At 60.8% G+C, this 25,724-nt stretch carries 24 protein-coding genes and 1 tRNA gene; 15 read left to right on the top strand and 10 right to left on the bottom strand.

Annotation, left to right across the window (positions count from 1 at the left end; genetic code table 11):
• Positions 1 to 18 precede the first annotated feature (18 nt).
• The 4 genes from HMPREF3138_RS23975 to HMPREF3138_RS23965 are packed head-to-tail and all read right to left on the bottom strand — an operon-like array spanning position 19 to position 3,608.
• Positions 19 to 1,287, bottom strand: coding sequence for an NAD(P)/FAD-dependent oxidoreductase (locus HMPREF3138_RS23975; protein WP_038875367.1), 1,269 nt, complete (start codon positions 1,285 to 1,287; stop codon positions 19 to 21).
• Positions 1,280 to 1,540 carry a (2Fe-2S)-binding protein gene (locus HMPREF3138_RS25980; protein ID WP_071605387.1) on the bottom strand — a complete coding sequence of 87 codons (261 nt, stop codon included), beginning with the start codon at positions 1,538 to 1,540 and terminating at the stop codon, positions 1,280 to 1,282. Before HMPREF3138_RS25980 ends, HMPREF3138_RS23975 begins: the two co-directional genes overlap by 8 nt.
• Entirely contained in the window at positions 1,537 to 2,661 is a 1,125-nt protein-coding gene (locus HMPREF3138_RS23970) for an NAD(P)/FAD-dependent oxidoreductase (protein ID WP_038875364.1), read from the bottom strand. Before HMPREF3138_RS23970 ends, HMPREF3138_RS25980 begins: the two co-directional genes overlap by 4 nt.
• Positions 2,661 to 3,608, bottom strand: a complete 948-nt coding sequence (locus HMPREF3138_RS23965) for a 4-hydroxyproline epimerase (RefSeq protein ID WP_038875361.1) — start codon at positions 3,606 to 3,608, stop codon at positions 2,661 to 2,663. The genes HMPREF3138_RS23970 and HMPREF3138_RS23965 overlap by 1 nt, the downstream gene beginning before the upstream one ends.
• Before the next feature lie 389 nt (positions 3,609 to 3,997).
• Here HMPREF3138_RS23965 and HMPREF3138_RS23960 point away from each other — a divergent pair, with 389 nt between their 5' ends.
• From HMPREF3138_RS23960 to HMPREF3138_RS23940, 5 genes are all read left to right on the top strand, one after another.
• Complete coding sequence (locus tag HMPREF3138_RS23960; protein WP_038875357.1) at positions 3,998 to 4,852, top strand: AraC family transcriptional regulator; 855 nt, start codon at positions 3,998 to 4,000, stop codon at positions 4,850 to 4,852.
• 207 nt (positions 4,853 to 5,059) lie between these two features.
• A complete protein-coding gene (locus HMPREF3138_RS23955; protein WP_038875354.1) occupies positions 5,060 to 5,980 on the top strand; it encodes a dihydrodipicolinate synthase family protein in 921 nt (306 codons plus the stop codon).
• 55 nt (positions 5,981 to 6,035) lie between these two features.
• Positions 6,036 to 7,652, top strand: coding sequence for an aldehyde dehydrogenase (NADP(+)) (locus HMPREF3138_RS23950; protein ID WP_038875351.1), 1,617 nt, complete (start codon positions 6,036 to 6,038; stop codon positions 7,650 to 7,652).
• A gap of 44 nt (positions 7,653 to 7,696) precedes the next feature.
• Positions 7,697 to 9,262: an APC family permease gene (locus HMPREF3138_RS23945; RefSeq protein ID WP_038875349.1), complete on the top strand. Its 1,566-nt coding sequence runs from the start codon at positions 7,697 to 7,699 to the stop codon at positions 9,260 to 9,262.
• 19 nt (positions 9,263 to 9,281) lie between these two features.
• Positions 9,282 to 10,295 (top strand): Ldh family oxidoreductase, encoded by a 1,014-nt coding sequence (locus HMPREF3138_RS23940; protein ID WP_038875346.1) that lies wholly within the window; start codon positions 9,282 to 9,284, stop codon positions 10,293 to 10,295.
• Positions 10,296 to 10,341: 46 nt separating this feature from the next.
• Here the strand turns inward: HMPREF3138_RS23940 and HMPREF3138_RS23935 are convergent, their stop codons facing one another.
• The 3 genes from HMPREF3138_RS23935 to HMPREF3138_RS23925 all read right to left on the bottom strand — a co-directional run bounded on the left by HMPREF3138_RS23935 (position 10,342) and on the right by HMPREF3138_RS23925 (position 12,524).
• Entirely contained in the window at positions 10,342 to 11,022 is a 681-nt protein-coding gene (locus HMPREF3138_RS23935) for a hypothetical protein (RefSeq protein ID WP_038875342.1), read from the bottom strand.
• Between the two features lie 177 nt (positions 11,023 to 11,199).
• A complete protein-coding gene (locus HMPREF3138_RS23930; RefSeq protein WP_038875339.1) occupies positions 11,200 to 11,628 on the bottom strand; it encodes a universal stress protein in 429 nt (142 codons plus the stop codon).
• Between the two features lie 179 nt (positions 11,629 to 11,807).
• Entirely contained in the window at positions 11,808 to 12,524 is a 717-nt protein-coding gene (locus tag HMPREF3138_RS23925) for a LuxR family transcriptional regulator (protein ID WP_038875336.1), read from the bottom strand.
• 335 nt (positions 12,525 to 12,859) lie between these two features.
• Here HMPREF3138_RS23925 and HMPREF3138_RS23920 point away from each other — a divergent pair, with 335 nt between their 5' ends.
• From HMPREF3138_RS23920 to HMPREF3138_RS23890, 7 genes are all read left to right on the top strand, one after another.
• The gene (locus tag HMPREF3138_RS23920) at positions 12,860 to 14,389 is read left to right on the top strand and encodes a 3-hydroxyacyl-CoA dehydrogenase NAD-binding domain-containing protein (RefSeq protein WP_038875333.1); all 1,530 of its coding nucleotides are present in this window, start codon (positions 12,860 to 12,862) and stop codon (positions 14,387 to 14,389) included.
• Between the two features lie 9 nt (positions 14,390 to 14,398).
• Complete coding sequence (locus HMPREF3138_RS23915; RefSeq protein WP_038875331.1) at positions 14,399 to 15,610, top strand: acetyl-CoA C-acyltransferase; 1,212 nt, start codon at positions 14,399 to 14,401, stop codon at positions 15,608 to 15,610.
• Between the two features lie 15 nt (positions 15,611 to 15,625).
• Complete coding sequence (gene hemA, locus HMPREF3138_RS23910; RefSeq protein WP_038875328.1) at positions 15,626 to 16,837, top strand: 5-aminolevulinate synthase; 1,212 nt, start codon at positions 15,626 to 15,628, stop codon at positions 16,835 to 16,837.
• Positions 16,834 to 18,006 carry an MFS transporter gene (locus HMPREF3138_RS23905; RefSeq protein ID WP_038875325.1) on the top strand — a complete coding sequence of 391 codons (1,173 nt, stop codon included), beginning with the start codon at positions 16,834 to 16,836 and terminating at the stop codon, positions 18,004 to 18,006. Before hemA ends, HMPREF3138_RS23905 begins: the two co-directional genes overlap by 4 nt.
• Positions 17,999 to 18,718, top strand: a complete 720-nt coding sequence (locus HMPREF3138_RS23900) for an enoyl-CoA hydratase-related protein (protein ID WP_038875322.1) — start codon at positions 17,999 to 18,001, stop codon at positions 18,716 to 18,718. The genes HMPREF3138_RS23905 and HMPREF3138_RS23900 overlap by 8 nt, the downstream gene beginning before the upstream one ends.
• Before the next feature lie 122 nt (positions 18,719 to 18,840).
• Entirely contained in the window at positions 18,841 to 19,407 is a 567-nt protein-coding gene (locus tag HMPREF3138_RS23895; RefSeq protein ID WP_038875320.1) for a GNAT family N-acetyltransferase, read from the top strand.
• Positions 19,391 to 19,945 (top strand): hypothetical protein, encoded by a 555-nt coding sequence (locus tag HMPREF3138_RS23890; RefSeq protein ID WP_038875318.1) that lies wholly within the window; start codon positions 19,391 to 19,393, stop codon positions 19,943 to 19,945. The genes HMPREF3138_RS23895 and HMPREF3138_RS23890 overlap by 17 nt, the downstream gene beginning before the upstream one ends.
• A gap of 85 nt (positions 19,946 to 20,030) precedes the next feature.
• Here the strand turns inward: HMPREF3138_RS23890 and HMPREF3138_RS23885 are convergent, their stop codons facing one another.
• The gene (locus tag HMPREF3138_RS23885) at positions 20,031 to 20,366 is read right to left on the bottom strand and encodes a putative quinol monooxygenase (protein WP_048233851.1); all 336 of its coding nucleotides are present in this window, start codon (positions 20,364 to 20,366) and stop codon (positions 20,031 to 20,033) included.
• A gap of 383 nt (positions 20,367 to 20,749) precedes the next feature.
• Between HMPREF3138_RS23885 and HMPREF3138_RS23880 the strand changes: the two genes are divergently transcribed.
• The gene (locus HMPREF3138_RS23880; RefSeq protein WP_038875316.1) at positions 20,750 to 22,063 is read left to right on the top strand and encodes an MFS transporter; all 1,314 of its coding nucleotides are present in this window, start codon (positions 20,750 to 20,752) and stop codon (positions 22,061 to 22,063) included.
• Between the two features lie 74 nt (positions 22,064 to 22,137).
• Entirely contained in the window at positions 22,138 to 22,641 is a 504-nt protein-coding gene (locus HMPREF3138_RS23875; RefSeq protein ID WP_038875315.1) for a DedA family protein, read from the top strand.
• A 220-nt stretch (positions 22,642 to 22,861) separates the two neighbouring features.
• Here the strand turns inward: HMPREF3138_RS23875 and HMPREF3138_RS23870 are convergent.
• Positions 22,862 to 22,937 (bottom strand) — tRNA-Lys (locus tag HMPREF3138_RS23870).
• A 349-nt stretch (positions 22,938 to 23,286) separates the two neighbouring features.
• On the opposite strand from HMPREF3138_RS23870, the gene cycA reads away from it, so the two are divergent.
• Positions 23,287 to 24,687 carry a D-serine/D-alanine/glycine transporter gene (gene cycA / locus HMPREF3138_RS23865; protein ID WP_038875313.1) on the top strand — a complete coding sequence of 467 codons (1,401 nt, stop codon included), beginning with the start codon at positions 23,287 to 23,289 and terminating at the stop codon, positions 24,685 to 24,687.
• A 51-nt stretch (positions 24,688 to 24,738) separates the two neighbouring features.
• On the opposite strand, the gene HMPREF3138_RS23860 is transcribed toward cycA, so the two are convergent.
• Positions 24,739 to 25,662: a DMT family transporter gene (locus HMPREF3138_RS23860; protein ID WP_038875309.1), complete on the bottom strand. Its 924-nt coding sequence runs from the start codon at positions 25,660 to 25,662 to the stop codon at positions 24,739 to 24,741.
• Between the last annotated feature and the right edge of the window lie 62 nt (positions 25,663 to 25,724).

Below are 25,724 nucleotides of genomic sequence, written 5' to 3'. Positions count from 1 at the left end.
CACCGCAGCGATGCGCCATCAATTGGCGTCGTCGCTGCAATGCCCTCCCAGCGCAACCAGCGTTTCCGCTCTGACCGGCGTTAAAGGCACACGCGGTGGCGGTAAAGGCCAGCCCAAAAGCTGCCTCGCCGCCGTCGCACAGACTTTGCCCTGGCAAGCTCCCATGCCACAACGGCTGCTCAGCTTGGCCGTGTTCCAATCTGGCTGATGGCTCACCTGTTCCAGCGTGACGTCTTCGCAGCGACACAGTATCGTTTGCGGTTTGGCCAGCGAATTCAAGCGATCATCAAGTGCAAAGGTGCTTGCCACCGCCGTGGCGAAACGTCGCCACTGCCGCCGCTGCGCCGCCAGGCGCTCTGCCTTTTCCCGCTGCCCAGTGGCAGCATAACCGGCGATAGCGCCTTCAGTGAGTGCCAATTCACTGCCGCCGATGCCGGTACACTCCCCGGCAGCAAAAATATGCGCCAGGCTGGTTTGCTGCCAATGATCCACCGCTACAGCGTCGTGTTCTATCCGACACCCCAGCAGCATCGCCAACTCAATATTCGCCACCAGGCCAAAACCGCAGGCCAACCTGTCGCAGGCGATCGTTCTCTCCCGCCCGCCGTTATTGACGTGCACCGAGGTTAAACATTCTTGCCCCAACGCCGCCAGTACCCGGCTGCCGGCAAGGTAATGACCCGGCATCAGGGAAAACGCCTGACGCAGTTTGGCCGGCCAGCGCCACAGGCCGCCGGCGAACGCCGCCAACCGCCAAAGCGGCGCCTGTTCCGCCACCAGCACTACCTCGCCGCCGGCCTGTTTCACGCTGTTCGCCACCGCCAGCAACAGCGGACCACTGCCGGCGATCGCCACTCGCTCACCACGGATCGCCAGCCCCTGCTTGATTTGCGCCTGTAGGCCACCGGCGCCGGTCACCCCCGGCAGCGTCCAGCCGGGAAACGGCAGCAACAGCTCACGCGCGCCATTGCATAAAATCAGCTTTTGATAGCGAATCACGCCGCAACCTTCGGCATCTTCATAGGCCAATCGGCCAACGCCACACTGCGCCACCAGCTTGCAGCCGGACTGTAGCGCAATATTTTCCCTCGTCGCTATCGCCTGCCGATAGCGGTTCGCCGTTTCAGGCAAAGCCACCTGCGGCCCATCGCGCCAGATTTGCCCGCCGGGATGCGGATTATCATCAATCATGCGTACCTGACCACCACTTTCCGCTGCGGCCAGCGCCGCCGCCATGCCGGCCGGCCCGGCACCGACGATCAGCACCTCACAGTCGAAGTTACTCATCATCGCTCCTCTCAATGCGCATACCGGCTTGGCACAACGTCTGACACGCCAGACGACGCAGACCGTTAATGGTCACCCGGCACTCCTGGCAAACGCCCATGCCGCAAAAGGGGGCACGCGGTTGGTGTGAAATCGACAACCGACAACGAGCGTCGCCACACAGGCTGAGTGCCGCAGCAACGCTAATGCCAACCGGCACCCGGCAGGGATCGCCATCGATGCTCAACGTAAGCGTGTTTTGTCCTTCATTCATACCGACAGCTCCTCGGCGGCAAACGCCCGCGCCGCCAAATACGGGGTATCGTCAATCTCCGGCGTTTGCCGGCCGATCTGAGCAGTAATCAGCGCGGCGCTGCCGAGGGCAGTCGTGACGCCCAATCCCTCGTGCCCCAACGCCAGCCACAGCCAGGAATGCCGCGGATGCACGCCCAGCAGCGGCAGCCCGTCGACAGAGGCGGCGCGCAGCCCGGTCCAGCAGCGAATGATGTTCATCTGCGCCAGCACGGGCAAGAAATGCTGCGCACGCGTGAGCATCGCCGCCAGCACTGGCATGTCCAACGCCGAATCGACGGCATCGAACTGGCGGGAAGAACCGATCAGCCATTGCCCGGTTGGCCGTGCCTGCACATTGAATGCCACCGAGGTGCCGCCGCTGGCATGCGCGCTGGCGCCGTATCCCAACTCCACCAACTGATGCCGCACCCGCGGCGGATAGCGATCGGTGATCGCCAGATGGCCCTTCTTGGCGTGCAGCAAAGTCTGGGGCAATAGGCTATTGGCCCTAAGGCCGCAGGCCAGGACCACTATAGGCGCAGCCAGGCGCCTGCCGTCCGCCAGCCGCACGGCCCCCTCTTCCAGCGCTGATGCTTCGCCATGCACCACGTCGATCGCCGCGCCACCGTCGGCCAACAGCCAGCGAGCCGCGAGCGGCGCATACAGAATGCCGTCGCCCGGCACCCGCAGTCCCCCGGCCAGACCGTGCCGCAGCATCGGCTCCACGGCGGCGATCTGCTCCGCCGTCAGCAGTTCCGCGGCTACCCCCAGCTCCGCCAGCCGCGCCCGTTTTTGCTCGGCGATGGCCATTTCATCCACTTTATCCGCCAGCCATAGCGTTCCGCAGCCGCGCCAGGCACACGCTTGCGGCATGCACCCCGTCACTTCACGCCATAACCGCAGCGAATAAGCGCTCAACGCCAGCTCAGCCGGGTTGTCGTCCATGCACACCAGATGCCCCATGCCGGCGGCCGTAGCGCCGGCGCGGCGATCGTCCACCACCGAGACGCGATACCCCTCCCGCGCCAGCCGCCAGGCGCAGGCGGCACCGATGATGCCGGCGCCGATCACGATGACATCGGCTTTCCGCCCGACGCCCATCAGCGAATTCCCCAGACAAAGGGATCGCGTTCGTCGAGCAGCAGTTGGCTATCGGCGCACACATAGGCCTGCCCGCGAATAAAGGGGGTAATGCGATCGCCATTCCGGCGATAGTAGGCCTGAAACTCGCTGCCGATCACGCTGGCCTGCCGCCACTGCGTGTCCGGCGGCAGCTTGCCTTCCGCTGCCAGACACGCCAGTTTGGCACTGGTGCCGGTGCCGCACGGGGAGCGATCATAGGCTTTGCCGGGGCACAGCACGAAGCTGCGGCTGTCGGCCTGCGGATCGTCACCGAATAGTTCGATATGGTCTATCGCTCCGCCGTCTTCACCGCAGATGCCCGCCTGCTCCAACGTCTGCCGCACCGCCCAGGTGAACGCAGTCAACGCCTCCAGATTTTGTTTATCGATGGGCAACGGCGACTCGCCGATCAGGAAGAACCAGTTGCCGCCCCAGGCGATGTCACCCGTCACCGGCCCGTAACCCGCCACCTCAAGCCGCACCTGGCGGCGGTAACGATAAGCCGCCACGTTCTCCACCGTGACGCTGCCGTCCTCGTGCAGCGTGGCGTTTACCGGGCCGACCGGGGTCTCTATCAGGTGACGCCCGACGTGGATGCGCCCCAGGTGCGCCAGCGAAGCGATCAGCCCGATAGTGCCGTGCCCGCACATGCCCAGGTAGCCGCTGTTGTTAAAGAAGATCACGCCGGCGGTGGCCTGTGGCGAACAGGGGCGGCACAGCAACGCCCCCACCAACACGTCGTTACCGCGCGGCTCTAGCATCACCGCACAACGCCAATCGTCATAATGTTGCGCGAAACGCGCCCGCCGTTCCGCCATGCTGCCCTCGCCAAGATCGGGAAAGCCTTCGACGATCAGGCGGGTCGGCTCTCCGCCGGTATGAGAATCGATCGCCCGCAAAGCGGTGATATGCGCAGAAAGTGCCATCGGCGTCTCCTGGGTTAATGAGATGTTACCAATGGCGTTAGCCTGAACGAATGTGGCCATAACGGCTTGATGCGTTTCGGCGCGGCAAATGAAGAAATCAGCACAGTGACAAAAGTCAGGCCTGACGCGTCGCGGGTACGCCCTTAACGAAAACCATAACAATAACTTATTTATCATAACCTTACTTTCATGCTAAACCTCCACGTGGCGAGAAACGCCGCAGTTTTCAAGCAACCACCACGCACCGCGCGGCAAAAGTATGCGGCAATCCGCATATTTGGCAGGCGGCCGGAAATAGCGCTTGATTCGTTAAAGAAAAGTTAATATTGATGCGAAGACATCAACCCGAGCCGCCTGTTTTTCCGGCTAACGACCGAAAAGGGACAGCTATGCGATCCACTTCAGACTATCAGCCTCCGGTTTCTCTCTCTCCGCCTTCGCTCGTGGGGCTGCCGGAGCAAGAGGACGTTTTCGCCGTCGAACATCTTTCGCGCCTGTGCGACGGCCTGGCGCAGCAGCGCCCGAACAACCTGTGCGATCTGCTGAATACGCTGGCGCTGATCGCGCCGCTGCTGAACGCGATCCCCAACGTGGTGTTCTTTATCAAAGACGCCCAGGCCCGCTACCTGCTGGCCAACCTGACGCTGGCCAGGCGCTGCGGTTTCAAAACCGTTACGCCGTTGCTGGGCAAGACCTCCGCCGACGTTTTTCCCGCCCAGCTCGGATCCGGCTACACCGAGCAGGATCTGCGGGTATTGCGCCACGGCGTGCTGATCCAGGATCAGCTGGAAATGCACCTGTACAACGGCCGCGAAACCGGCTGGTGCCTGACGCAAAAGCTGGCGCTGTACGACGCGCAGGGCAAAATCATCGGTATGGCGGGTATTTCTCACGATCTGCAGGAGGCCAGGGCCCATCACCCGGCCTACCAACGGCTGGCGGCGATCGACGTGCACATCCGCCGCCACTACGCACGGCCGATCGCACTTGAGGAGCTGACGGTGCTGACCGGCTTGTCGGTGGCGCAGATCGAACGCTATTGCAAGCGTATCTTCCACCTCACCCCGCGCCAGATGATCCACAAAGTGCGGTTGGAAAAGGCCACGGAACTGCTGGCCGGCGATCTGCCGATCACCGACATCGCGCTACTGTGCGGCTACACCGATCACAGCGCCTTCAGCCGTCAATTCAAAGCGATGACCGGCTCTACGCCGCGCGATTTCCGCCTGACGCTTTCCGCTTAATACGCTGATTTATCTGGTTATCCCCCTCTTTTCACGGTGCACCGGCGCCCGTTTTTTTCACGCCCGCTATTCGGCGCCATTGTGCCAATTTCGTCGCGGCAATCGGCGAAAAGCGTCAAGCCACCCCGCGCAATACCGGTCAATCTGTCGGTGAGCCTTACCAAAGATTCACTTTTCATTAACACTTCGGACGACAGGACAAACACGATGAGCCATAAAGCCATAAGCTGGAGCGGCGTATTCCCGGCGGTGACGACCCAGTTCCGCAACGATTTCTCTCTGGACCTCGATGCCACTCATACGGTGATTAAAAACCTGGTGCGCGACGGCGTCTCCGGCCTGGTGGTGTGCGGCACCGTCGGTGAAAACACCTCGATGACGGTGCAAGAGAAGCTGGCGGTGATCGAAGTGGCAAGAGACGCCGCCGACGGTAAAGTTCCGGTGATCGCCGGCATCGCCGAGTTCACCACCGCCTTCGCGCAGAACATGGCGCGTGAAGCGCAAAAGGCCGGCGTCGACGGGATTATGGTGATGCCGGCGCTGGTCTACTCCGCCAAGCCGCACGAAACTGCCGCGCACTTCCGCAGCGTCGCCTGCGCGACCGATCTGCCGATCATGGTCTATAACAATCCTCCCATTTACAAAAATGACGTCACGCCCGACATCCTGACCTCGCTGGTCGACTGCGAAAATATCGTGTGCTTCAAAGACTCTTCGGGCGACACCCGCCGTTTTATCGATCTGCGCAACGAAGTCGGCGATCGCTTCGTGCTGTTTGCCGGGTTGGACGATGTGGTGCTGGAAAGCCTCGCCGTTGGTGCGCAAGGTTGGATCTCCGGCATGTCCAATGCCTTCCCGCGCGAAGGGGAAACGCTGTTCCGGCTGGCGAAGGACAAACGCTATGAAGAAGCCTTGGCGCTGTACAGCTGGTTTATGCCACTGCTGCACCTCGATGCCCGCCCCGATCTGGTGCAGTGCATCAAACTCTGCGAACAGCGGGTCGGCCGCGGCAGCGCCGTCACTCGTCCGCCGCGCCTGCCGCTGCAGGGCGGGACGCTCACCGAGATCAACGCCGTGATCGATAAAGCGCTGGCCACTCGCCCTGCGCTGCCGAACGTCGGCCTGTAACGCCTTCATCGCCCGGCCATGCCGGGCGTCATGCTTTCTCTACCGGGGGGAACCGATGCCCAACGATCGCTATGCCGCCATCAGCGGCCAACAATTTATCGGCGGCCAACGCCGCGCCACAGGAGAAGCGGCGCTGCTCAGCCTGCGTGCCGACGACGGTCAGCCGACCGGCTACCGCTTCCACCAGGCCACGGCGGCAGAAACCTCCGCCGCCGCAGAAGCTGCCGCCGCGGCCTTTGCACCCTATTCGCAGCTCAGCGCGGAACAACGCGCGAACTTTCTCGACGCCATTGCCGAGGAGTTAGACGCATTGGATGAGGCTTTTTTCGCCTTCGCCATGCAGGAAACCGCCTTGCCGCCGGCGCGGTTGAGCGGCGAACGCGCCAGAACCAGCGACCAGATGCGGCTGTTCGCTACGCTGCTGCGGCGCGGCGACGTCGAGGGCGTGCGTATCGACTGCGCGCTGCCGCAGCGCTCCCCCTTGCCGCGCCCCGATCTACGGCAATACCGCACGGCGCTCGGCCCGGTGGCGGTATTCGGCGCCAGCAACTTCCCGCTGGCGTTCTCCACCGCGGGTGGCGATACCGCCGCCGCGCTCGCCGCCGGCTGCCCGGTCGTGTTCAAGGCGCACAGCGGCCATATGATCACCGCCGAGCTGAGCGCTCAGGCGATCGAGCGCGCCCGGAAACGTACGGGGATGCCTGCCGGCGTCTTCAACATGATCTTCGGCAACCGCGTGGGAGCCGACCTGGTACAACATCCGGCGATTCAGGCCGTGGGATTCACCGGCTCACTGCAAGGTGGTCGAGCGCTCTTCGATCTGGCGACGCGACGCCCTCACCCCATCCCGGTCTTCGCCGAAATGTCGAGCATCAACCCGGTCGTGATCCTGCCGCAGGCGCTGGTGCGGCGCGGGCAGCACATCGCGCAGGAACTGGTCTCTTCCTTTACGCTCGGTTGCGGTCAGTTCTGCACCAAGCCCGGCGTGATCGTCGCGCTGCGTGGCGCCGCCTTCGATCGGCTGGCCGAAACGATGAGCGCCTTGGTCAACGCCGCCGAGCCGCAACCGATGCTGAATACCGGCACGCTGGAGCACTACCGTCACGGGCTGGCGGCCCTCGATGCGCACCCGGGTATGCGCCGTCTGGCGGGCCGCAGCGAAACGCCCCCTCATCGGGTGACGGCACAGCTGTATCAAGCGGAGGAGGCACTGCTGCTGCAGGCAGATCCGCTGCTGCAACAGGAGGTCTTCGGCCCGGCCAGCATCCTGGTCGCTGTAAATAGCGAAGCACAGCTGCACGCGGCGCTGTCGGCATTGCAAGGTCAGTTGACCGCCACGCTGCTGGCGGATCACGGCGATCTCGATATGGCCGCCGGGCTGACGACGCTGTTGGCACGCAAAGCCGGTCGGGTGCTGTTCAACGGGTATCCGACCGGGGTAGAAGTGTGCGACGCCATGGTGCACGGCGGCCCCTATCCGGCGACCAGCGACGCACGCGGCACCTCGGTAGGCACGATGGCCATCGAACGTTTCCTGCGGCCGGTCTGTTTGCAAAACACGCCAGCGGCGCTGTTGCCGCCACCGCTGCAGGACGCCAACCCGCTCAACCTACTGCGGCTGGTGAACGGCGTTTTCACCCGAGATCCCCTGGTTTCACCTGCCCCAAATTAGCCCGGCCGCATCTGCCTGCCACTCAATAACAAAAGGGTAATACCATGACAACCCAAGGCAAATTCAAGAAGCAGCTTACGCTCACCGATCTGACGTTCATCGGTCTGGGCGCCATCTTCGGCTCCGGTTGGCTGTTCGCCGCCAGCCATGTCTCCTCCATCGCCGGCCCGGCCGGCATCTATTCCTGGTTGATCGGCGGCCTGGCGGTGCTGCTGCTCGGCATCGTCTACTGCGAGCTGGGCGCCGCCCTGCCGCGCGCCGGCGGCATTATTCGCTATCCGGTGTTCTCGCACGGCGAACTGATGGGTTATCTGCTGGGGTTTATCACGCTGATCGCCTTCTCAAGCCTGATCGCCATCGAAGTCGTCGCCGCCCGGCAATACGCCGCCGCCTGGTTCCCATTCCTCAGCCTGCCGGGTTCCGGCGACCCTACGCCGATCGGCTGGCTGGTGCAGCTGGCGCTGCTGTGCTTTTTCTTCGCGCTCAACTACTACAGCGTCAAAACCTTCGCCAAATCCAATAACCTGATCAGCGTGCTGAAATTTCTGGTGCCGCTGCTGGTGATCGTGGTGTTGTTCAGCTTTTTCAAACCGGAAAACCTGCACAGCCAGGGCTTTGCTCCCTTCGGTTCCGCTGGGGTTGAGGCCGCCATTTCCGCCGGCGGCATCATCTTCGCCTACCTCGGCCTGACGCCGATCATTTCGGTCGCCAGCGAGGTGCAAAGGCCGCAGCGCACCATTCCCATCGCGCTGATCCTGTCGGTGGTGCTGTCCACCATCATCTATGTGCTGCTGCAGATAGCGTTTCTCGGCAGTATCCCCAGCGAGATGCTGAGCGGCGGCTGGGCCGGCATCAGCCAACAGTTCTCCCTGCCGTTTCGCGATATCGCCATCACGCTGGGCATGGGATGGCTGGCATTTCTGGTGGTCAGCGACGCGATCGTTTCACCGAGCGGCACCGGCAATATCTATATGAACGCCACGCCTCGCGTGATCTACGGTTGGGCGCGCGCCGGCACCTTCTTCAAACTGTTCACCCGGGTAGATGGCGAGTCCGGCATTCCCCGCCCGGCGCTGTGGCTGACCTTCGCTCTCTCGGTATTCTGGACGCTGCCGTTCCCGTCGTGGGAAAAGCTGATCGGCGTGGTGTCCGCCGCGCTGGTGCTGAGCTACGCCATCGCCCCGGTCACCGCCGCCGGGCTGCGGCGCAATGCGCCCGATATGCCGCGTCCGTTCCGGGTGCGCGCTTTCTGCGTGCTCGGCCCGTTGTCGTTTATCATTTCGGCGCTGATCGTCTTCTGGTCCGGCTGGGATACCGTCTCCTGGCTGCTCGGTTTGCAGATCCTGATGTTCTTCATCTACATCCTGTTCAAAAATCAGGTGCCGACCCACGCCGTTAGCCTCCGGCAGCAAATTTGGTCCTCGCTGTGGCTGATCGTCTTCTATGCGCTGGTGATCTCACTCTCCTACCTCAGCAGCTTCGGCGGCATCGGCGCCATTGCCCACCCGTGGGACACCCTTACCATGGCGGTGATTGCGCTGGCGGTTTACTACTGGGGCGCCTATACCTGTTTACCCCAGGCCAATTTTATCGGCGATGAAGAAGAATGAACCCAGGGAGGACATCAAAATGACATCCACGCACGTTCTGTCGCTGGAACAGGCTTATCAACTGGCGTTGCGCGCACTGCGCAGCAACGGTTTCAATCAGGCGCATGCCGAGGCGGTGGCACAAAATGTCACCCAGGGTGAACGCGACGGCTGCGCTTCGCACGGGTTGTACCGGCTCTTGGGCTGCGTGCGATCGCTGCAGGCAGGCAAGGTTTCTGCCGATGCGATACCCAGGCTGTTCGACCAAGCGCCGGCTATCTTGCGCGCCGATGCCGGCGGCGCATTTTCTCTGCTGGCCTACCGCACCGCTCTGCCGGCCTTTATCGATAAGGTGCGCACCAACGGTATCGCCGCGTTGGCGATCAACCGCTGCGTGCACTTCTCCGCGCTGTGGGCCGACATCGAACCGCTGACCGAGCAGGGGTTGGTGGCCTTGGCCTGCACGCCCAGCCACGCCTGGGTGACGCCGGCCGGCGGTTCGCGCCCGCTGTTCGGCACCAACCCCATCGCCTTCGGCTGGCCGCGCCCGAATCGCCCGCCGTTTTTATTCGACATGGCCACCAGCGCAACGGCGCGCGGCGAAATCGAATTGCATCGCCGCGCAGGCACCCCGCTGCCTGAAGGCTGGGGCATTGATAAGGCAGGCAATCCGTCCACCGATGCCGCCAGCGTGTTGGAGGGCGCAATGCTGACCTTCGGCGGACATAAGGGCTCGGCGCTGGCGGCGATGGTTGAATTGTTGGCCGGGCCGCTGATCGGCGATATGACCAGCAAGGAATCGCTGGCCTACGACGACGGCACCGGTTCGTCGCCTTACGGCGGTGAGCTGATCATCGCGTTGGATCCTGAACGTTTTCTCGGTGCGGATAGGGCGAAATATTTCGCCAGCGCAGAGGCGATGTTTGCTGATATGCAGGCGCAAGGCGCACGCATCCCCGGCGAACGCCGTTATCGGCAGCGGAGGCAGAGCGAACGAGACGGCGTGGAGATCCCCAGGACGCTGTACGACGAAATCGTGGCGCTGTGCGATTAGCGCCGGATTGATTCCCCCGCGCCGGCAATCCGGCGCGGGGCGAGTTTTATCCTGCCTGAGCCAGGTCGCTGTGCAGGCGCTTGCGCCATACCGGTTTGGTATCCCAGCGGGCGAAGTGTTTCGCCTCTTTACCCGGCTGCACCTGATGCCACATGTCTTCTTGCCACCGGATCGGTTCCTTTCCTCGCAACGTTGGGCGAGTCTGTTTAATCGTCCGTTGCAAAACGCCCGCTTCCTCAGTGGTAATGGGCGGCGCCTGTCTGGCGGCGTCCAGCGCCCGGTTGCCCAACGGCGCCATCGCCTGATACAACACGTTGACCTGCTGCTGCGTCGCCTGCTGATTAGTGCTCATCCCCTTACCCGACCAACCGTCGAAGTTTTCACCGGGATCGTCCCCCTGCGCACGATATTCATTACCCGGCCCCTCGACGATATTCCATCCTTGCCAGGTCACCAGAGTGTGTAATCCATCGCGATCCTGCAGGTTTTTATTCTTGATCTGTTTGAGCACCTCGGCGCGGTTTGGCACACCGATCAGGTTCATAAACTCGTCCAGCGCGTCCCAATGCTGCCCCGCGACCAGACCATTCCAGACATTACGCAAACAGTTCCAGGGAATGGTGTGATGCCAGGTCAGCGTGATAAGCGGTTTGGTTGACGCATGTTGCCAACGGCTCGGTTCACTGCCCCGATCGCCTCTGATGATCCCATCAACTTCTAATGGCATAGCTGCCCCTCTTCTGGCTGAGATGAAGAATATGCGCAAGGCCGGTGCCCAGGTTGGCATAAAAACGTCAGCTAAAATCGTAGCAGCTCAGGCTGAGATGGCAATAAAACGCCAGGCACGCTCTGCAGCCGACCGGCAACCGCAGAACGCGCCCGAAAACGGTGGGCTTAAGACGGATTATCTGACGACCATCACCGAAATATTGGCATGGCGAACGATAGCGGCAGCGTTAGACCCCAGCAGATAGGTTTTCACGCTCGGGCGGCGCGAACCGATGATGATCAGATCGGCGTCGATCTCTTCCGCCAGCTCCAGCGCCTGATCGCGCGCAGAGCCGAAGCTGACGGTGTAATTGAGGCGTTCCAACGGCAGATCGATTTCCGACATGATTTTCTTCAGCTTCTCGACCGCCTTCACTTCCGCCTGATTCTCAAATTCCTTGAGACCGAACGAATAGGCAGTAACAAAAGCCGAGGCATCCGGCAGCGCATGGAAGAAATGCACTTTAGCGCCGGACATCTTCGCCAAATATTCCACATGCTTCAGCGCATGTTCGGTCAACAGGTCCTCTTCAATATCGATCGGCACCAAAATAGTCTTGTACATATTACGTCCTTTCTATGTAAACCGGGTGCCTACAGAATACTGCCGCGCACGGGCGCGGTGAATCGCTTTATCACGCTTTTGTGATCGGGGGTAAATACTGATAAGGATAGTTCTTAATTTAACAAAATATAAACATCACACCGATAACGGATAGGCGCTTAATTATTTAGCACTCGAGATTAAATCAGCTGCAAATAAACCGCTTTGGCGGTGGCGGCGGTCTTATTAGCGACAGAAAGTTTTTTAATCGAGTTGCCGATATGGAAATTGACCGTACGCTCGCTCACCCCCATCAACAGCGCGATCTCTTCCGCCGTTTTCCCTTCGCTGCACCAGCGTAAGATGTCTTTTTCGCGCAGCGTCAGCACATCTTTTATCGCGTCGTCGTTCACCGAGATCAAGGCTTCACGCAGCGTTTTATGGGCAGTTTGCGCCAGCCAAAGGAAAAAAGTTTCATTTACTGCGCGCGCTTGCGGCGTTTGCTCGGGTAGCGCTTTACCGGCAAATGTCAGGATCCCCAGCCGGCCATAACAATCCTTAACCGACTGCGACCAGCCGGCGCACAGGCCGAATTGCGCCATATACCGCCAAAGCGTCGGCCGCTCGTGATAAAAGCTTTCGTCCCACTGGAACTGCAGCGTGGAATGGTGAGCGCGCTCAATAACCGGATCCTGCAAATACACCCGCTGCCGCCGGTAATCCTCGAGATAGTTCGCTGAAAAATTCCCTTCGATCAGCATCTTGGGGCGGCTGGCCGGATAACAGGAAAACACGATGTAGGAGAAATAATCAAACCCCAACGCCTCGGCGCAGGGCTCCAGCTGCGTCAGAAAGCATTCGCGATCGGCCAGGCTGCCAATTACCTCCGCCATGAGCCGTTGAGTGCGGGTATCCATAACGCAGGTTCTCCAGATAGCGATGCCGATTTATCGATAGGTCAGACTCACTATAGAATATCGTCGCCCGGCGCCAGTAGCCGTTTCATATAATAAAAAATACCAACGCTATAACGAAAACAGCTATTCCCTTTAAAATAAGCCTTTTTATTGCACCGAACAGGAAAACTACGCGAATAGCATAATCTCCTCGGCACGTAAACCTGTCATTTCTACCGTTAGACAGCCAGGACACCGCCAATTACTTTCCAGACAGGCACCCAGTGCCGCCGTAAATCCAAAGAGATAATAAGCATTTGCGAATTTCGCATGGCATACAGTGACGGGGATTTTCTATGGCAGAAAGTAATGCGGCAATTCAGTCGGCTGCGATTATCGGCGCGGGAACGATGGGCAGAGGCATCGCTTATCTTTTCGCGCAAAAAGGCATTCGCACGGTGCTTTATAATCGCAACGGCAATACCCTCAATCAGGCTCGCGACTATATCGAGCTAGACCTGAACAAGAAAGTCGAACAGGGTAAGATCGCGCTGCAGGATAAAGGCGCGGTGTTGGCCAATCTGGTGTTCACCTCGGTATTTGAGACCATTGCCGACAGCGAGCTGGTGATAGAAACCATCGCCGAGCAAGAGCAAACCAAACTTGAGGTGCTGGCGGCCATCGCCGCGGCAGTCAAGCCCGACACGCTGATCGCCACCAATACCTCCTCACTGTCGCTGAATAAGCTGGCAACCGCGGTGACGCACAGCGAGCGGTTTATCGGTTTGCACTTTTTTAACCCCGCGCCGCTGATGAAACTGATTGAAATCATCCCGGCCTACTTTACCGCACACGCCACCACGGAGCGTTGCCGTCAACTGGTGGCCGCGTTGGGGAAACGCGATGTTGTCTGCCAGGCCACGCCGGGGTTTATCGTCAACCGCATGGCCCGCCCCTACTACCTGGAAGGGTTCCGCCTATTGGAAGAACACGTGGCGCGCGCGCCGCAGATCGACCGTGCCCTCAAGGCCGGCGGGCACTTTCGTATGGGGCCGCTCGAGCTGACCGATTTTATCGGCCAGGACATCAACTATCAGGTCAGTCGGCAAATCTGGCAGGACATGCAATACGACGCGCGCTATACCCCCGGCCACCTGCAGCGTTCGCTGGTCGATGCCGGTCTATTGGGAAAAAAGAACGGCCGCTCCTATTTTGCCGTCGAAGAAAACGCCCCGCCGGTGATGGCCGCCACCGATGCAGACATTGAGACGCTGCACGTTTACGGCGAACACCCTTTTTTTACCCTGTTACAACAACGTGCCGCGCTTCAGTGGCCACAGCTGCGCGTGGAACAACGGCCGGCATTACCGGGCCTGGGGCCGGCCGTCCGGATCAATGACGCTTTCACCGTCAGCATCACCGATGGCCGCACGGCAAACCAGCTGGCCGAGCAGACGGCGGCGGATGCCTTTGTGGTCGATGTCGCCCTGAATTACGCCGACACGGCGTATCTGGTGGCAGCGCACAGCCGCCACGCCTCTGCAGCCAATAAAGCGCTGTTCTTACGCCTGCTGCACACGGCAATCCCGCAGGTTGAATTTATCAAGGATTCCCCGGCGCTGATCGTCGCCCGCGTCCTCAGCAGCCTAATCAACGAGTCGGTGATCATGGTGGAAAGCGGCGTCTGCAGCCGGGAAGACATCGATGTCGCCGCCGTCGCCGGCGTTAACTACGCCGACGGCATTTTCGGCTGGCTAGATAGCCTGGGGGAGAAAAACGTCAGGACGACGCTGAGCAACCTGGCGCAGCTGCTGCACGCAGCACGCTATGCGCCGCATTACACCCTTCTGCACGCCGCGCAACCGGCGCTGACGACCACGCCTTAAGGATTAATGATGAGCATTCAAGATGACGGCGTTTATCTGATCGACGGCACGCGCACGGCGATCGGCGCCTATGGTGGCAGCCTGGCGCATACCCGCCCCGACGACATGGCGGCAACGATCATTCGCAGTCTGCTGCAGCGCCATCCGGCGGCGGAAGCGAGCCTGGACGAAGTGGTTCTGGGCTGCGCCAACCAGGCCGGCGAGGACAACCGCAATGTCGCCCGCATGGCGGCGCTGCTTGCCGGACTGGATCCGTCGGTGCCGGCCATCACCCTCAACCGCCTTTGCGCCTCCGGGTTGGATGCCGTGATCTACGCCGCGGCAAAAATCCGCAGCGGCCTTAGCGAACTGATTCTGGCCGGCGGCGTGGAAAGCATGAGCCGCGCGCCCTATGTGCTGAGCAAGAGCGAAACGCCATTCGATAAGGGGGTAAAGCTGTACGACACCACGCTGGGATGGCGCTTTGTTAATCCGCGGCTGGCGGAGCGCTACGGCAGCGATCCGCTCGGCATCACGGCGGAAAACGTGGCTCAACGGCAGCATATCTCACGCGAGGAACAGGATCTGTTCGCGCTGGCCTCGCAGCAGAAGGCTCGCCGGGCGATCGACAGCGGCCGGCTGGCGCGGGAAATCACGCCCGTAGACGTGCCGGCGGATCGTAAAACGACCCGCACATTCGCGCAGGACGAGTTTCCCCGGCTCAGCACGCTGCAACAGTTGCAGACGCTGAAACCGGCGTTCTCCGCCGGCGGTACAGTCACGGCAGGCAACGCTTCCGGCATCAACGACGGCGCCGCCGTGCTGCTGCTGGCTTCCGGGCGCTACGTGAAGCGTCAGGGGTGGCAACCTCTGGCGGAGATCGGCGACAGCGCGGCCGCCGGGGTTGAACCTGCGCTGATGGGGCTGGGGCCGATCGCCTCCACCGAGCGCTTACTGCAGCGCGGCGGGTTCACCTTAAACGACTTCGACATCATCGAGATTAACGAAGCGTTCGCCTCACAGGTCCTGGCGGCGCTGAAACACTGGCGTATCGACGCCAACGACGCGCGGGTTAACCCGAACGGCGGCGCCATCGCGCTCGGTCATCCGTTGGGGATGTCCGGAGCGCGCCTGGTGCTATCGGCGGCGCTGGAATTACGCGACCGACAGGCGAGCAACGCATTGGTGACGATGTGCGTCGGCGTCGGCCAGGGTCTGTCACTAAACCTTAAAGCCGTTTAACACAAGGAATATGCTATGAGCGTACTGAACATTCTTGAAGAAAAGCTGGCGGAAACCAAAAAACAGGGGCGTTTTCGCGAGTTCCTCAACCTTGAACGCGGCGTACAGGACAAACCCTGGGCCACCAGCCACGGACAGCAAGGTGAGCGCCGTCTCAACGTCTGGTGCTCGAACGACTATCTGGCGATGAGCCACCACCCCAAAGTGCTGCTGGCCACCACCGAAGCGGTTAACCGGGTCGGGTTGGGCACCTGCGGCGCCCGCAGCATTTCCGGCACCTCGGTCTACCACAGCGAACTGGAAACGCTGCTGGCCAGCGCTTACGGCAAAGAATCGGCTCTGCTGTTCACTACCGGTTTCGGCGCCAACGACGCCACCTTGTCCACCCTGTGTGACGCCATTCCCGATCTGATCGTATTCTCCGACGAGCTGAATCACGCCTCGATGATTTACGGTATCCGCTACAGCAAGGCGGAGAAAAAGATCTTCCGCCACAACGATGTGGCACACCTCGCCGAGCTGCTGCAGGCCGCCGATCCGGCGCGGCCAAAGCTGATCGCCTTCGAGTCGCTGTATTCCATGGACGGTGACTTCGCTCCCTTGGCACAGATCGTGGCGCTGGCGGAACAGTATCAGGCGCTGACCTATCTCGACGAGATCCACTCCGCCGGCGTCTATGGCGAACGGGGGCTGGGTTACGCCGAACAGCTGGGCCTGCTGGATAAAATCACCATTATTCAGGGCGGTTTCGGCAAGTCTTACGGTGCGGCGGGCGGCTATATCGCCGCACCCCGCTCGGTGGTGGAGGCGGTGCGTAGCTGGGCCCCGGCATTCGTCTTCAGCACCTCGTCACCGGCGCCGGTGGTGGCCGCCGCGCTGGCCAGTTTTAAATACAACCTCGAGCATGACACCCAGCGCAAGCACCTGCTGGCGATCGTCGATCATCTGAAAACCGGCCTGCGCGCCGCCGGCATTCCGCTGGTGTCGGCCGACAGCCATATCCTGCCGCTGCGGGTCGGCGATCCGCACCGCAACAAACACATCAGCAAAGTACTGCTCGATGAGCATGATATTTACGTGCAGCCGGTCAATGCGCCGACGGTGCCCGCAGGCAGCGAGCGGCTGCGGGTAACGCCAACCTCGGCGCACTCCCATGCCGACGTGGAGACGTTCCTGGCGGCGCTGGGACGGGTCTGGGCGGTGAACGATCTGCGGAGGGCAGGATGAAGTTAGCGGATTATAACGGCCATCTGGTCACGCTCTGTCTAATGGCAACCGGTACGTTCGCCATCGGCACCGACGCCTTTATCGTGGCCGGCGTGCTCAGTGACATTTCCGATACCTTTGCCGTCAGCCCCGCGCAAGCGGGGCAGTTGATATCGGTATTCGCGCTGGCTTATATGCTGTTCGCGCCACTGACCGCCTGGCTGCTCGGCAACGTCAACCGCAAGCATATCCTGCAGTTGGCGCTGGTACTGTTCATCGCCGGCAATCTGGCCTGCGCCTGGGCCACCAGCTACCTGCAGATCTCGTTCGGCAGAGTGCTGGCCGCATTGGGAGCGGCCTGTTACACGCCGCAGGCCGCCGCCGCCGCCGTGGGGCTGGTGGCGGAAAAACGCCGCGGCCTGGCCATTTCCATCGTCTATGGGGGCATGACGTTGGCTATTGCGCTCGGTATTCCATTCGGTACCTTTCTCGCCAAACTGATCGGCTGGCGTGAGATATTCCTGTTCATCGCCCTGTTGGGGGCAATTGCGCTGCTGGGCCTGTCGCTGGCGCTGCGCGCCATTGCGCCACCGGGCAAGCATTCGCTGAAAGAGCGGCTCGCCCCGCTGCGGCAAAAGGCGGTGCTGACTACGCTGCTGATCACCTTTTTTGCCGTTTGCTCGGAACACATCGTCTATAGCTACGTCAGCGTCTTGCTGAAAAACACCCAGTTCGGCCCGCAGGCGATTCTGCCCCTCGCGCTGCTGGTGTTCGGTATTGGCGCGGTGATCGGCAATTTTGCCTCCGGTGCGTTAACCGATGCCCTCGGCAGCAAGTTTGTGCTGCTGTTTTCCGTGGCGCTCCAGACGCTGTCCCTGTTTCTGCTGGCCTTTTATGTCACTTCCCCCTGGTGGGTACTGGCCATCTTCCTGGTCTGGGGCATTACCGGCTGGATGTATTTGGTGCCGATCCAACATCACCTGTTGTCGCTGTCGAAACGCTTTGGCGCGCTGACCGTGTCGCTCAACAGCTCGGTGCTGTACGCCGGCATCGCGGCGGGCGGCATGCTGGGCGGCCTGACGCTCTACGCGCTGCCGGCCCATTACCTGCCGCTGTTTTCGCTGCCGCTCGGCGCCATCGCCCTGCTGCTGACGCTGCTGTTTTTCCGGGGAGAGACCAACAATGAATGAAGCCCTCCCAGTGCTTTATGAGCGCCATGGCGAGCAGGTTGCGGTCATCACCCTCAATCGGCCGGAAAAAAAGAACGCCATCAACCTGCAGATGGCCGAGCTGATCCGCACCTACCTGCGGCAGGCAGATAACGATGACTCGGTGCACGCAATCGTCCTGGCCGGTCAACCGGCGGTATTTTCCGCCGGCATGGATATCAACGCCTTTCATCAGGGTGAACTGCCCATCGTCACGCCGGAGGGGTTTGGCGGGCTGATCCATGCGCAGATCGCCAAGGTGATCATCGCCGCCGTTGATGGCATCGCTTACGGAGGTGGCTTTGAGCTCGCTCTGGCCTGCGATCTGATCGTCGCCGGCCAGGGCGCACGCTTCAGCTTCCCCGAAACCGGGCTCGGATTGGTCGCCGCACAAGGCGGGTGCGCGCGCTTGCCGGCGCGAGTTTCTCCCTATGTCGCGATCGACTGGCTGCTGACCGGCAGAATCGTCGATGCGCAGGAGGCGTTATCACACGGCGCCATTTCCCGTATCAGCGAGGGGACGGCCCGGGAAGAAGCACTGCGCATCGCCGAACAGATCGCCGGAAAAGATCTTGCCGCCAGCCAAACGGTTAAGGCCATCGTGCGCCAGGGGCTGGCACGGCAGGAAGCCCCCTCATTCGCTTTTCAACAAGGCCCGGTCGAGCGCCTGCGTCAGGCTGCCGCCCGCCGATAATACCCCTGCCGGTTCGCCTGAACCGGCATTTCCGCTTTTCCGCCACAGCTCATTTTACGCAGCCCGCCTCTCGGCGCTGGGCTACACTGCCGGTAGCCCTAATGCGCTGATAAGGAAAAACAATGCGCCCTTTGCCTCTGCTGACCCCCAGGCTGATCCTGCGCCCGTTCACGGCCGACGATCTGCCCCACTTTACCGCCTACCGCAGCCACCCCGACGTGGCGCGCTATCAAAGCTGGAGCGACTACGGCGCCGCCGATGCGCAGGCCTTTTTCGAACGGCAGCGGCGGCTCGAGTTCAACCGTGAAGACAGCTGGTTTCAACTGGCGGTCGAGCGCCGCGAAGACGGCGCGTTGCTCGGCGATGTCGCGGTGCATTTTTTCGATGCGGGGCGCCAGGCTGAACTGGGCGTGACCTGCGCACCCAGCCATCAGCGGCAAGGGATGGCGCACGAGGCGCTGAACGCCGTCATCGCCCTGCTGTTCGGGCCGCTGGCGAAGCACCGCATTACCGCGGTGGTGGACGCCCGTAATCTTGGCGCCGCCGCGCTGTTCGGCAAGCTGGGTTTTCGGCGCGAGGCCCATTGGCGGCAAAACGTGTTTTTTAAAGGCGCGTGGGGCGACGAATTCGGTTTCGCTCTGCTGCAAAGCGAATGGCGGGAGAATGCAAAGCATGGCGCTGCTGAATAAATACCTTGGGCAATACCAGTTCTCGGAGCGGCATGCCATCACCATCGCCGCACCGCCGGCCCGGATACTGGCGGCCGTGGCCGCTTACGATCCCAAGCACGATCGCTTTTTCCGCAGCATGATAGCGCTGCGCGAATTGCCCGCACGGCTGATACCGCGCGATAAACCCAACCCACCGCCGTTTGGCCTGCATAACTTTTGCCTGCTTGAGCGGGATGAAACGGCGCTGGTCTATGGCCTGATCGGCCGCTTTTGGCAGGCCGAATACGGTCTGGAGGACGTCGCCGACGGGCCGGGGTTTCTGGCCTTCGCTCAGCCCGGCGTAGCCAAACTGGCGTTGGGTTACGTCGTGACCCCTTTGCCGAGCGGCCACTGCCGCCTGGTAACGGAAACGCGCATCTTCTGCCCCGACGACGCCAGCCGACGGCGGTTCACCCCCTACTGGTATACTATTCGCCTGGTCAGCGGGCTGATACGCCGCCGTATGTTGCGCGACATCAGGACCGCCAGCGAGGCCACTGCGCATAATCATTCATAGTATGAATGCATTTAGGAGCATTCTCAGGGTATGCCTCAAGCAATAAGGTTATTTATTAACCATTAAAAGATGCATTGAGAAGCCATTAGCCCCGCCCCCCATGCGGGGCTTTTTTCATCCAGTCACCGTTCAAACCGGGAAATACCTGCATAAACAGGAAGGTGCAAGGCTTGCGCTGATGCTGATTGATCTGTGGCACCAGCCGGGTGAAATGCTCGGTCTGACAATGCACATCCAGGGCGGCACGATCCGGCCAGCTTTCGATAAAAATAAAATGCCCGGGGTCCTGCTGGTCGATGCACAGTTCATAACTGATGCACAGCGGTTCTTGACGGGTTTTCTCCACCAGCTCGCGATACCATGGCATAACGGTTTCAATATGTTCCGGGTGGATAAAGTCTTCAGCGATGACCTTCAGCATGTTGCGCTCCTGCATTCTGTTTTGCCGTGCCTCACCTTAGCGTCCTCACTCCCGAGATGAAAGCACCCTGCTCCAGGCCTATCGCCGGGTTGCCAATTCGGTGATAGCGCACACAGATCTCGATCAAAGCGCTTGAACCTACACTGACCCTGCGTGAACTTCCGGTTAACAAAAAAGTAACACACCATTTACCATGGTGATGTCTGCACCAACCTGCCGACCCGATACGCGGCGTTTTTTTTGCCCTCAAAGGCCTGACCATTAGTCCTTTAGACCTTTAAGGATCGCGAAGAGAAACCGTGGTTACCGTCGTGTTGAGGGCAACGGCATCAGGACGGTCCTGTGACCGACGCTTGTCATTCTCAGAAGAGAGGTTAACGCCAGTGAATCACACCACCTATGCCGCTCCTGCGCTCAACGTCGCCATTGGCAAAACCTGGCGCAGGCTGGTGCCATTGATGTTCGCCATGTACTTTGTCGCCTTTATCGACAGGGTTAACGTCGGCTTTGCCAAGGACGCGATGGCTATCGATATCGCGCTGTCCCAATCCGCCTTTGCGCTCGGCGCGGGGATATTTTTTGCCGCCTATGCGCTGTTCGGCATCCCGGCCAACCTGCTGATGAACCGCTGGGGCGCCAAACGCTGGCTCAGCGCCACCACTGCGCTGTGGGGGGCGCTGTCGGCCTGCACCGGGCTGGTGACCAACGAACAACTGTTTATCGTCCTGCGGTTTCTGCTGGGGATCGCCGAGGCCGGGTTTTACCCTGGCATCCTGCTGCTCGCGTCGATCTATTTTCCCAATAAGGTGCGCGCCTCGGTCATTGGCATTTTCGTGCTCGGCGTGCCGGCGGCCCTGACGCTCGGCTCCCCGCTGTCGGGGGCATTGCTGGAGATGCACGGCGTGCTGGGTAAGCCCGGCTGGTTCTGGATGTTCGTGCTGGAAGGGTTGCCGGCCGTCGCCCTCGGCGTCTTCGCCTTTTTCTATCTCGACGATAGCCCGCAGCAGGCCCGCTTTCTGACTGAGGAAGAACGCACGGCGCTGGTCGCACAGTTGGCCGCCGAACAGCAGCAGACCGAAACCAGCAGCGTCAAAGCAGCGTTGAGAAACGGCAAAGTTTGGCATCTGGCGTTGATCTACGGCACCCTGCAGATCGGCGTGTACGGCCTGATGTTTTTCCTGCCTTCACAGGTCGCCTCGCTGATGGGCACCCATCTCGGCTTCAAGGCCTCGCTGGTGGCCGCCATTCCCTGGGCGTTCTCTGCGCTGGGCGTCTATTTCCTGCCGCGCTTTGCCGACAGAAACACCGCCAGAAGACTACCGATCGCCGTCGCCTGCATGGTCGCGGCGGCGCTGGGGCTGGTGGTTTCTTCCTATGCCGGTCCTTTGCTCGCTATCGCCGCACTGAGCTGTTGTGCAGTCAGTTTCCTGGCGGTACAGCCGATTTTCTGGACGTTTCCCGCTCAGGTGCTCACCGGCCCGGCACTGGCGGCCGGCATCGGCTTTTGCACCACGCTCGGCGCGGCGTTCAGCTTTTTAGCCCCGCTTATCCGCACCGAGGCGGAACAGCGTTTTCACAGCCCGCACGCCGGGCCGCTGGTGCTGGCCGCCTTTGCACTGCTGTGCGCCGCGCTGTTGTGGGCGCTCAAAAACCGGCGCACCGACGTGAGCAAGCAAGATGCAAAGATTGCCGGATAGCGGCGCGTTATTTAGCCATTATTGAACCTGCGGATGGGACACTGGCATTCAGCCCCCTCGCCCACAGGTGTTAAATGGATGAATTGACGCATATTATCGCCAAATACACCCCGGAGCCGGAGATGTTGCTGCTGCTGATTTTCCTGTTTGCGCTGGGTAAATCCGTGATCTTCGTTTCCTCCGTCCTGCCGCCCGCCTCGGTCACGCTGCTGATGGGCATCGTTGCGGGCAAGCACGCGCTGCCTGTCAGCGCCGTTTGGGCGGCCATCACCCTCGGGGCCGTGCTGGGATCGATCTTGTCGTTCCACTGCGGCGCACTGCTATGCCGCCGCGATCTTGGCAGCCGGCTACCGGCGCGTTTTCATGCGCCGCTGCACAAAGCCCAGCGCGCCCTGCAAAAGCGCGGGTTGCCATTGCTGTTCGCCTCGCGTTTTCTGGCGGTAATGCGCTATACCGTACCGCTGGTGGCCGGCATGCTGAAGCTGCCGCTGGGGCGCGTCTATGCCACCGCCGCACTCTCGGCCGCCGCCTGGGCGCTGATCTTGATGTCGGCTGCGCATTTATTCCCCGCATCTTGACCTGAAAGATTCTTGGGCAAATGATCGGCTCATGCGCCGACGTTGCGCCAGCGCACAGCCTCTCTTGCCGTATAAACTGCCGTGCAACACCGCAGTTTGCGCCAGATCACCTTTCTGAACATCAGTCGAAAAATGCGAATTTTTTTGCAAAAAGCGCGCTTAAAACGGCGCAATGAGGAAACAAGCAGAGAAAAACCTCGGCGTAACACGCTGATTTGGTTGGTGGGTCGTACAGGGTTCGAACCTGTGACCCATTGATTAAGCGTCAACGGCTCTGCCGACTGAGCTAACGACCCAACGAGATAAACTGTCCTCCTCGTCAGTGCCGCCGTCAAACGCTTCCACTCATTACTTTTTCTCATGCGAGCTTTGCAACCCTTTGTTTAATCAACGAGATAAGCCGCATAAGGTCTGTTAATCCCACCTTTTGAAGAGTAATCTTCCGCTCCCTGAACGTCCGATTTGCCTCCTCCGTGTAAAGATTGATCGACTTTTATCCCGCGTATAAATGTTGTAAACATGTTGCACAAAGGTGGCGTTATTGCACTACCTTACTAAAGCCGGGCCAACCGGATAAATGTATAAAAAAGAGCCACTTCAGAGCTCGCGACTTCACTAATGACAGGTAAAACAGGACATCATCAGATGGTAGATCACTCTAAAATAGCGACTGACGCGACGCCCGCTTCAGAAGATCATCTACGGCGAAACCTCACTAACCGACATATTCAACTGATCGCCATCGGCGGCGCCATCGGCACCGGTCTGTTTATGGGCTCCGGGAAAACCATCAGCCTGGCCGGCCCGTCGATCATTTTCGTGTACATGATCATCGGCTTTATGCTGTTCTTCGTGATGCGCGCCATGGGCGAGCTGCTGCTGTCCAATCTGGAATACAAATCGTTCAGCGATTTCGCTGCGGACCTGCTCGGCCCGTGGGCCGGGTTCTTCACCGGCTGGACCTATTGGTTCTGCTGGGTGGTCACCGGCATCGCCGACGTCGTGGCGATCACCACCTACGCCCAGTTCTGGTTCCCCGAGCTGTCGCAATGGATCGCTTCGCTGCTGTGCGTACTGTTGCTGCTCGGCCTTAACCTGGCGACGGTGAAGATGTTCGGCGAAATGGAGTTCTGGTTTGCGATGATCAAAATCATCGCCATCGTCGGGCTGATCGTCGCCGGGCTGGTGATGATCGCCATGCAGTTCCAATCGCCGACCGGCACCGTGGCCTCATTCACCCATCTGTGGAATGACGGCGGCATGTTCCCGAAAGGCATCAGCGGCTTCTTCGCCGGCTTCCAGATTGCGGTATTCGCCTTCGTCGGCATTGAGCTGGTGGGCGCCACCGCCGCAGAAACCAAGGATCCGGAGAAATCGCTGCCGCGCGCCATCAACTCGATTCCGATCCGCATCATCATGTTCTACGTGTTCTCCCTGATCGTCATCATGTCGGTGACGCCGTGGAACTCCGTGGTGCCGGACAAGAGCCCGTTCGTTGAACTGTTCGTGCTGGTCGGCCTGCCGGCCGCGGCCAGCGTGATCAACTTCGTGGTGCTGACCTCCGCCGCCTCTTCCGCCAACAGCGGCGTGTTTTCCACCAGCCGCATGCTGTTCGGGCTGGCGCAGGAAGGCGACGCGCCAAAATCGTTCGCCAACCTGTCCAAACGCGCGGTGCCGGCCAACGGCCTCACCTTCTCCTGCATCTGCCTGCTGGGCGGCGTGGTGCTGATTTACCTGATCCCGAACGTGATGACGGTCTTCACCCTGGTGACCACCGTATCGGCGATTCTGTTCATGTTCGTCTGGACCATCATCCTGTGCTCGTATCTGGTCTACCGTAAACAGCGCCCGGCGCTGCACCAGAAATCGATCTACAAGATGCCGGCCGGCAAGCTGATGTGCTGGGTATGCATGGCGTTCTTCATGTTCGTGCTGGTGCTGCTGTCGCTGCGCGAAGACACCCGCCAGGCGCTGATCGTCACCCCGCTGTGGTTCATCGTGCTCGGCCTGTCTTACGTGTTCCTGCGCAAGAAGAAAACCGCGTGATGCAAAAAGGGGCGGATATCTCCGCCCCTTTCTTCTTTCTAAGCCCCTGCGCTAATCCGCTTCCGTCGCCACCGCCGCTTTATCCTTGCGCCGCACGCGCAGCTCGCTGACCACCACGCCAATCACAATCAACGCGCCCCCCAATAACGCCACGCCCGGCAAACGCTCGCCGGCCAACCGCCCGACGATGCCCGCCCAGACCGGTTCGCCGGCGTAAATCACCGTGGCCCGCGTCGGCGAAACGCTGCGCTGCGCCCAGTTCATGGTCAGCTGAATCAAGGCGCTGGCCAGCCCTAGCCCAATGGCGCTGTACAGCAGGTAATCCGAATACGGCGGCGGCGACTCGCCGGTCGGCGCCATCATCAAAAATGAGGTCAGCGAGGCGGTCGCCAGCTGCACGATGGTCACCCGGCGGATATTCACCTTGCCGGCGAAAGCGCCGATCAGAATGATCTCTGCCGCCATCCCCAGGGTGCCGGCCAGCGTCAGAATTTCGCCGAGGCTCAGCGTCATGTCGGTGCTGCTCGGCGCCGCCAGCAGCATCAGGCCGGTAAAGGCCAACAGAATGCCGATCCACGACATGATGCCGGGGAACCGCCCCAGCACCAGCCATTGCAACAGTGGCACGATCGGCACGTACATGGCGGTGATAAACGCCGATTGGCTGCTGGTGATGGTCTGCAGGCCGACGGTTTGCATGCTGTAACCAAACATAATCGCCAGCCCAATCAGCACGCCCGCCTTCAGTTCATACAGGGTCAGGCCGCGCAGCACGCGCAGCGAAAACAGGGTCAGCGCCAGCGTGGCGGTGGCGAAACGCAGGCCGACGAAAAAGAACGGCCCGCTGACCTGCATTGCGTGGTGCACCGCCAAAAAGGTGCCGCCCCAGATCATGGTGATGAAAATCAACACCGCTTCCGGCAGCCTGATTTGCGGAACCACCGCGGAAATAAAGGATTTTTTTGCTGCTGACACCGGCTTGCCCTTCCTGCTGAGTGCAATATAATGCACAGATCCTGCCAGTATGAGATAAAGTC

It is taken from the genome of Serratia sp. HMSC15F11, assembly GCF_001808215.1.
Lineage (GTDB): Bacteria > Pseudomonadota > Gammaproteobacteria > Enterobacterales > Enterobacteriaceae > Serratia > Serratia nevei.
Note: the sequence above shows the minus strand (reverse complement) of the source record. Positions and strands in the feature narration are given on the sequence as shown.

What these genes read in the sequence shown, in the direction of transcription:
- HMPREF3138_RS23900 (WP_038875322.1), top strand. Translation starts at nt 17,999, where the DNA reads ATGAATGAAGCCCTCCCAGTGCTTTATGAGCGCCATGGCGAGCAGGTT.
- HMPREF3138_RS25980 (WP_071605387.1), bottom strand. Translation starts at nt 1,540, where the DNA reads ATGAATGAAGGACAAAACACGCTTACGTTGAGCATCGATGGCGATCCC.
- HMPREF3138_RS23950 (WP_038875351.1), top strand. Translation starts at nt 6,036, where the DNA reads ATGCCCAACGATCGCTATGCCGCCATCAGCGGCCAACAATTTATCGGC.
- HMPREF3138_RS23930 (WP_038875339.1), bottom strand. Translation starts at nt 11,628, where the DNA reads ATGTACAAGACTATTTTGGTGCCGATCGATATTGAAGAGGACCTGTTG.
- HMPREF3138_RS23935 (WP_038875342.1), bottom strand. Translation starts at nt 11,022, where the DNA reads ATGCCATTAGAAGTTGATGGGATCATCAGAGGCGATCGGGGCAGTGAA.
- HMPREF3138_RS23945 (WP_038875349.1), top strand. Translation starts at nt 7,697, where the DNA reads ATGACAACCCAAGGCAAATTCAAGAAGCAGCTTACGCTCACCGATCTG.
- HMPREF3138_RS23965 (WP_038875361.1), bottom strand. Translation starts at nt 3,608, where the DNA reads ATGGCACTTTCTGCGCATATCACCGCTTTGCGGGCGATCGATTCTCAT.
- HMPREF3138_RS23925 (WP_038875336.1), bottom strand. Translation starts at nt 12,524, where the DNA reads ATGGATACCCGCACTCAACGGCTCATGGCGGAGGTAATTGGCAGCCTG.
- HMPREF3138_RS23920 (WP_038875333.1), top strand. Translation starts at nt 12,860, where the DNA reads ATGGCAGAAAGTAATGCGGCAATTCAGTCGGCTGCGATTATCGGCGCG.
- HMPREF3138_RS23960 (WP_038875357.1), top strand. Translation starts at nt 3,998, where the DNA reads ATGCGATCCACTTCAGACTATCAGCCTCCGGTTTCTCTCTCTCCGCCT.
- cycA (WP_038875313.1), top strand. Translation starts at nt 23,287, where the DNA reads ATGGTAGATCACTCTAAAATAGCGACTGACGCGACGCCCGCTTCAGAA.
- HMPREF3138_RS23885 (WP_048233851.1), bottom strand. Translation starts at nt 20,366, where the DNA reads ATGCTGAAGGTCATCGCTGAAGACTTTATCCACCCGGAACATATTGAA.
- HMPREF3138_RS23905 (WP_038875325.1), top strand. Translation starts at nt 16,834, where the DNA reads ATGAAGTTAGCGGATTATAACGGCCATCTGGTCACGCTCTGTCTAATG.
- HMPREF3138_RS23915 (WP_038875331.1), top strand. Translation starts at nt 14,399, where the DNA reads ATGAGCATTCAAGATGACGGCGTTTATCTGATCGACGGCACGCGCACG.
- hemA (WP_038875328.1), top strand. Translation starts at nt 15,626, where the DNA reads ATGAGCGTACTGAACATTCTTGAAGAAAAGCTGGCGGAAACCAAAAAA.
- HMPREF3138_RS23940 (WP_038875346.1), top strand. Translation starts at nt 9,282, where the DNA reads ATGACATCCACGCACGTTCTGTCGCTGGAACAGGCTTATCAACTGGCG.
- HMPREF3138_RS23890 (WP_038875318.1), top strand. Translation starts at nt 19,391, where the DNA reads ATGGCGCTGCTGAATAAATACCTTGGGCAATACCAGTTCTCGGAGCGG.
- HMPREF3138_RS23895 (WP_038875320.1), top strand. Translation starts at nt 18,841, where the DNA reads ATGCGCCCTTTGCCTCTGCTGACCCCCAGGCTGATCCTGCGCCCGTTC.
- HMPREF3138_RS23975 (WP_038875367.1), bottom strand. Translation starts at nt 1,287, where the DNA reads ATGAGTAACTTCGACTGTGAGGTGCTGATCGTCGGTGCCGGGCCGGCC.
- HMPREF3138_RS23875 (WP_038875315.1), top strand. Translation starts at nt 22,138, where the DNA reads ATGGATGAATTGACGCATATTATCGCCAAATACACCCCGGAGCCGGAG.
- HMPREF3138_RS23970 (WP_038875364.1), bottom strand. Translation starts at nt 2,661, where the DNA reads ATGGGCGTCGGGCGGAAAGCCGATGTCATCGTGATCGGCGCCGGCATC.
- HMPREF3138_RS23955 (WP_038875354.1), top strand. Translation starts at nt 5,060, where the DNA reads ATGAGCCATAAAGCCATAAGCTGGAGCGGCGTATTCCCGGCGGTGACG.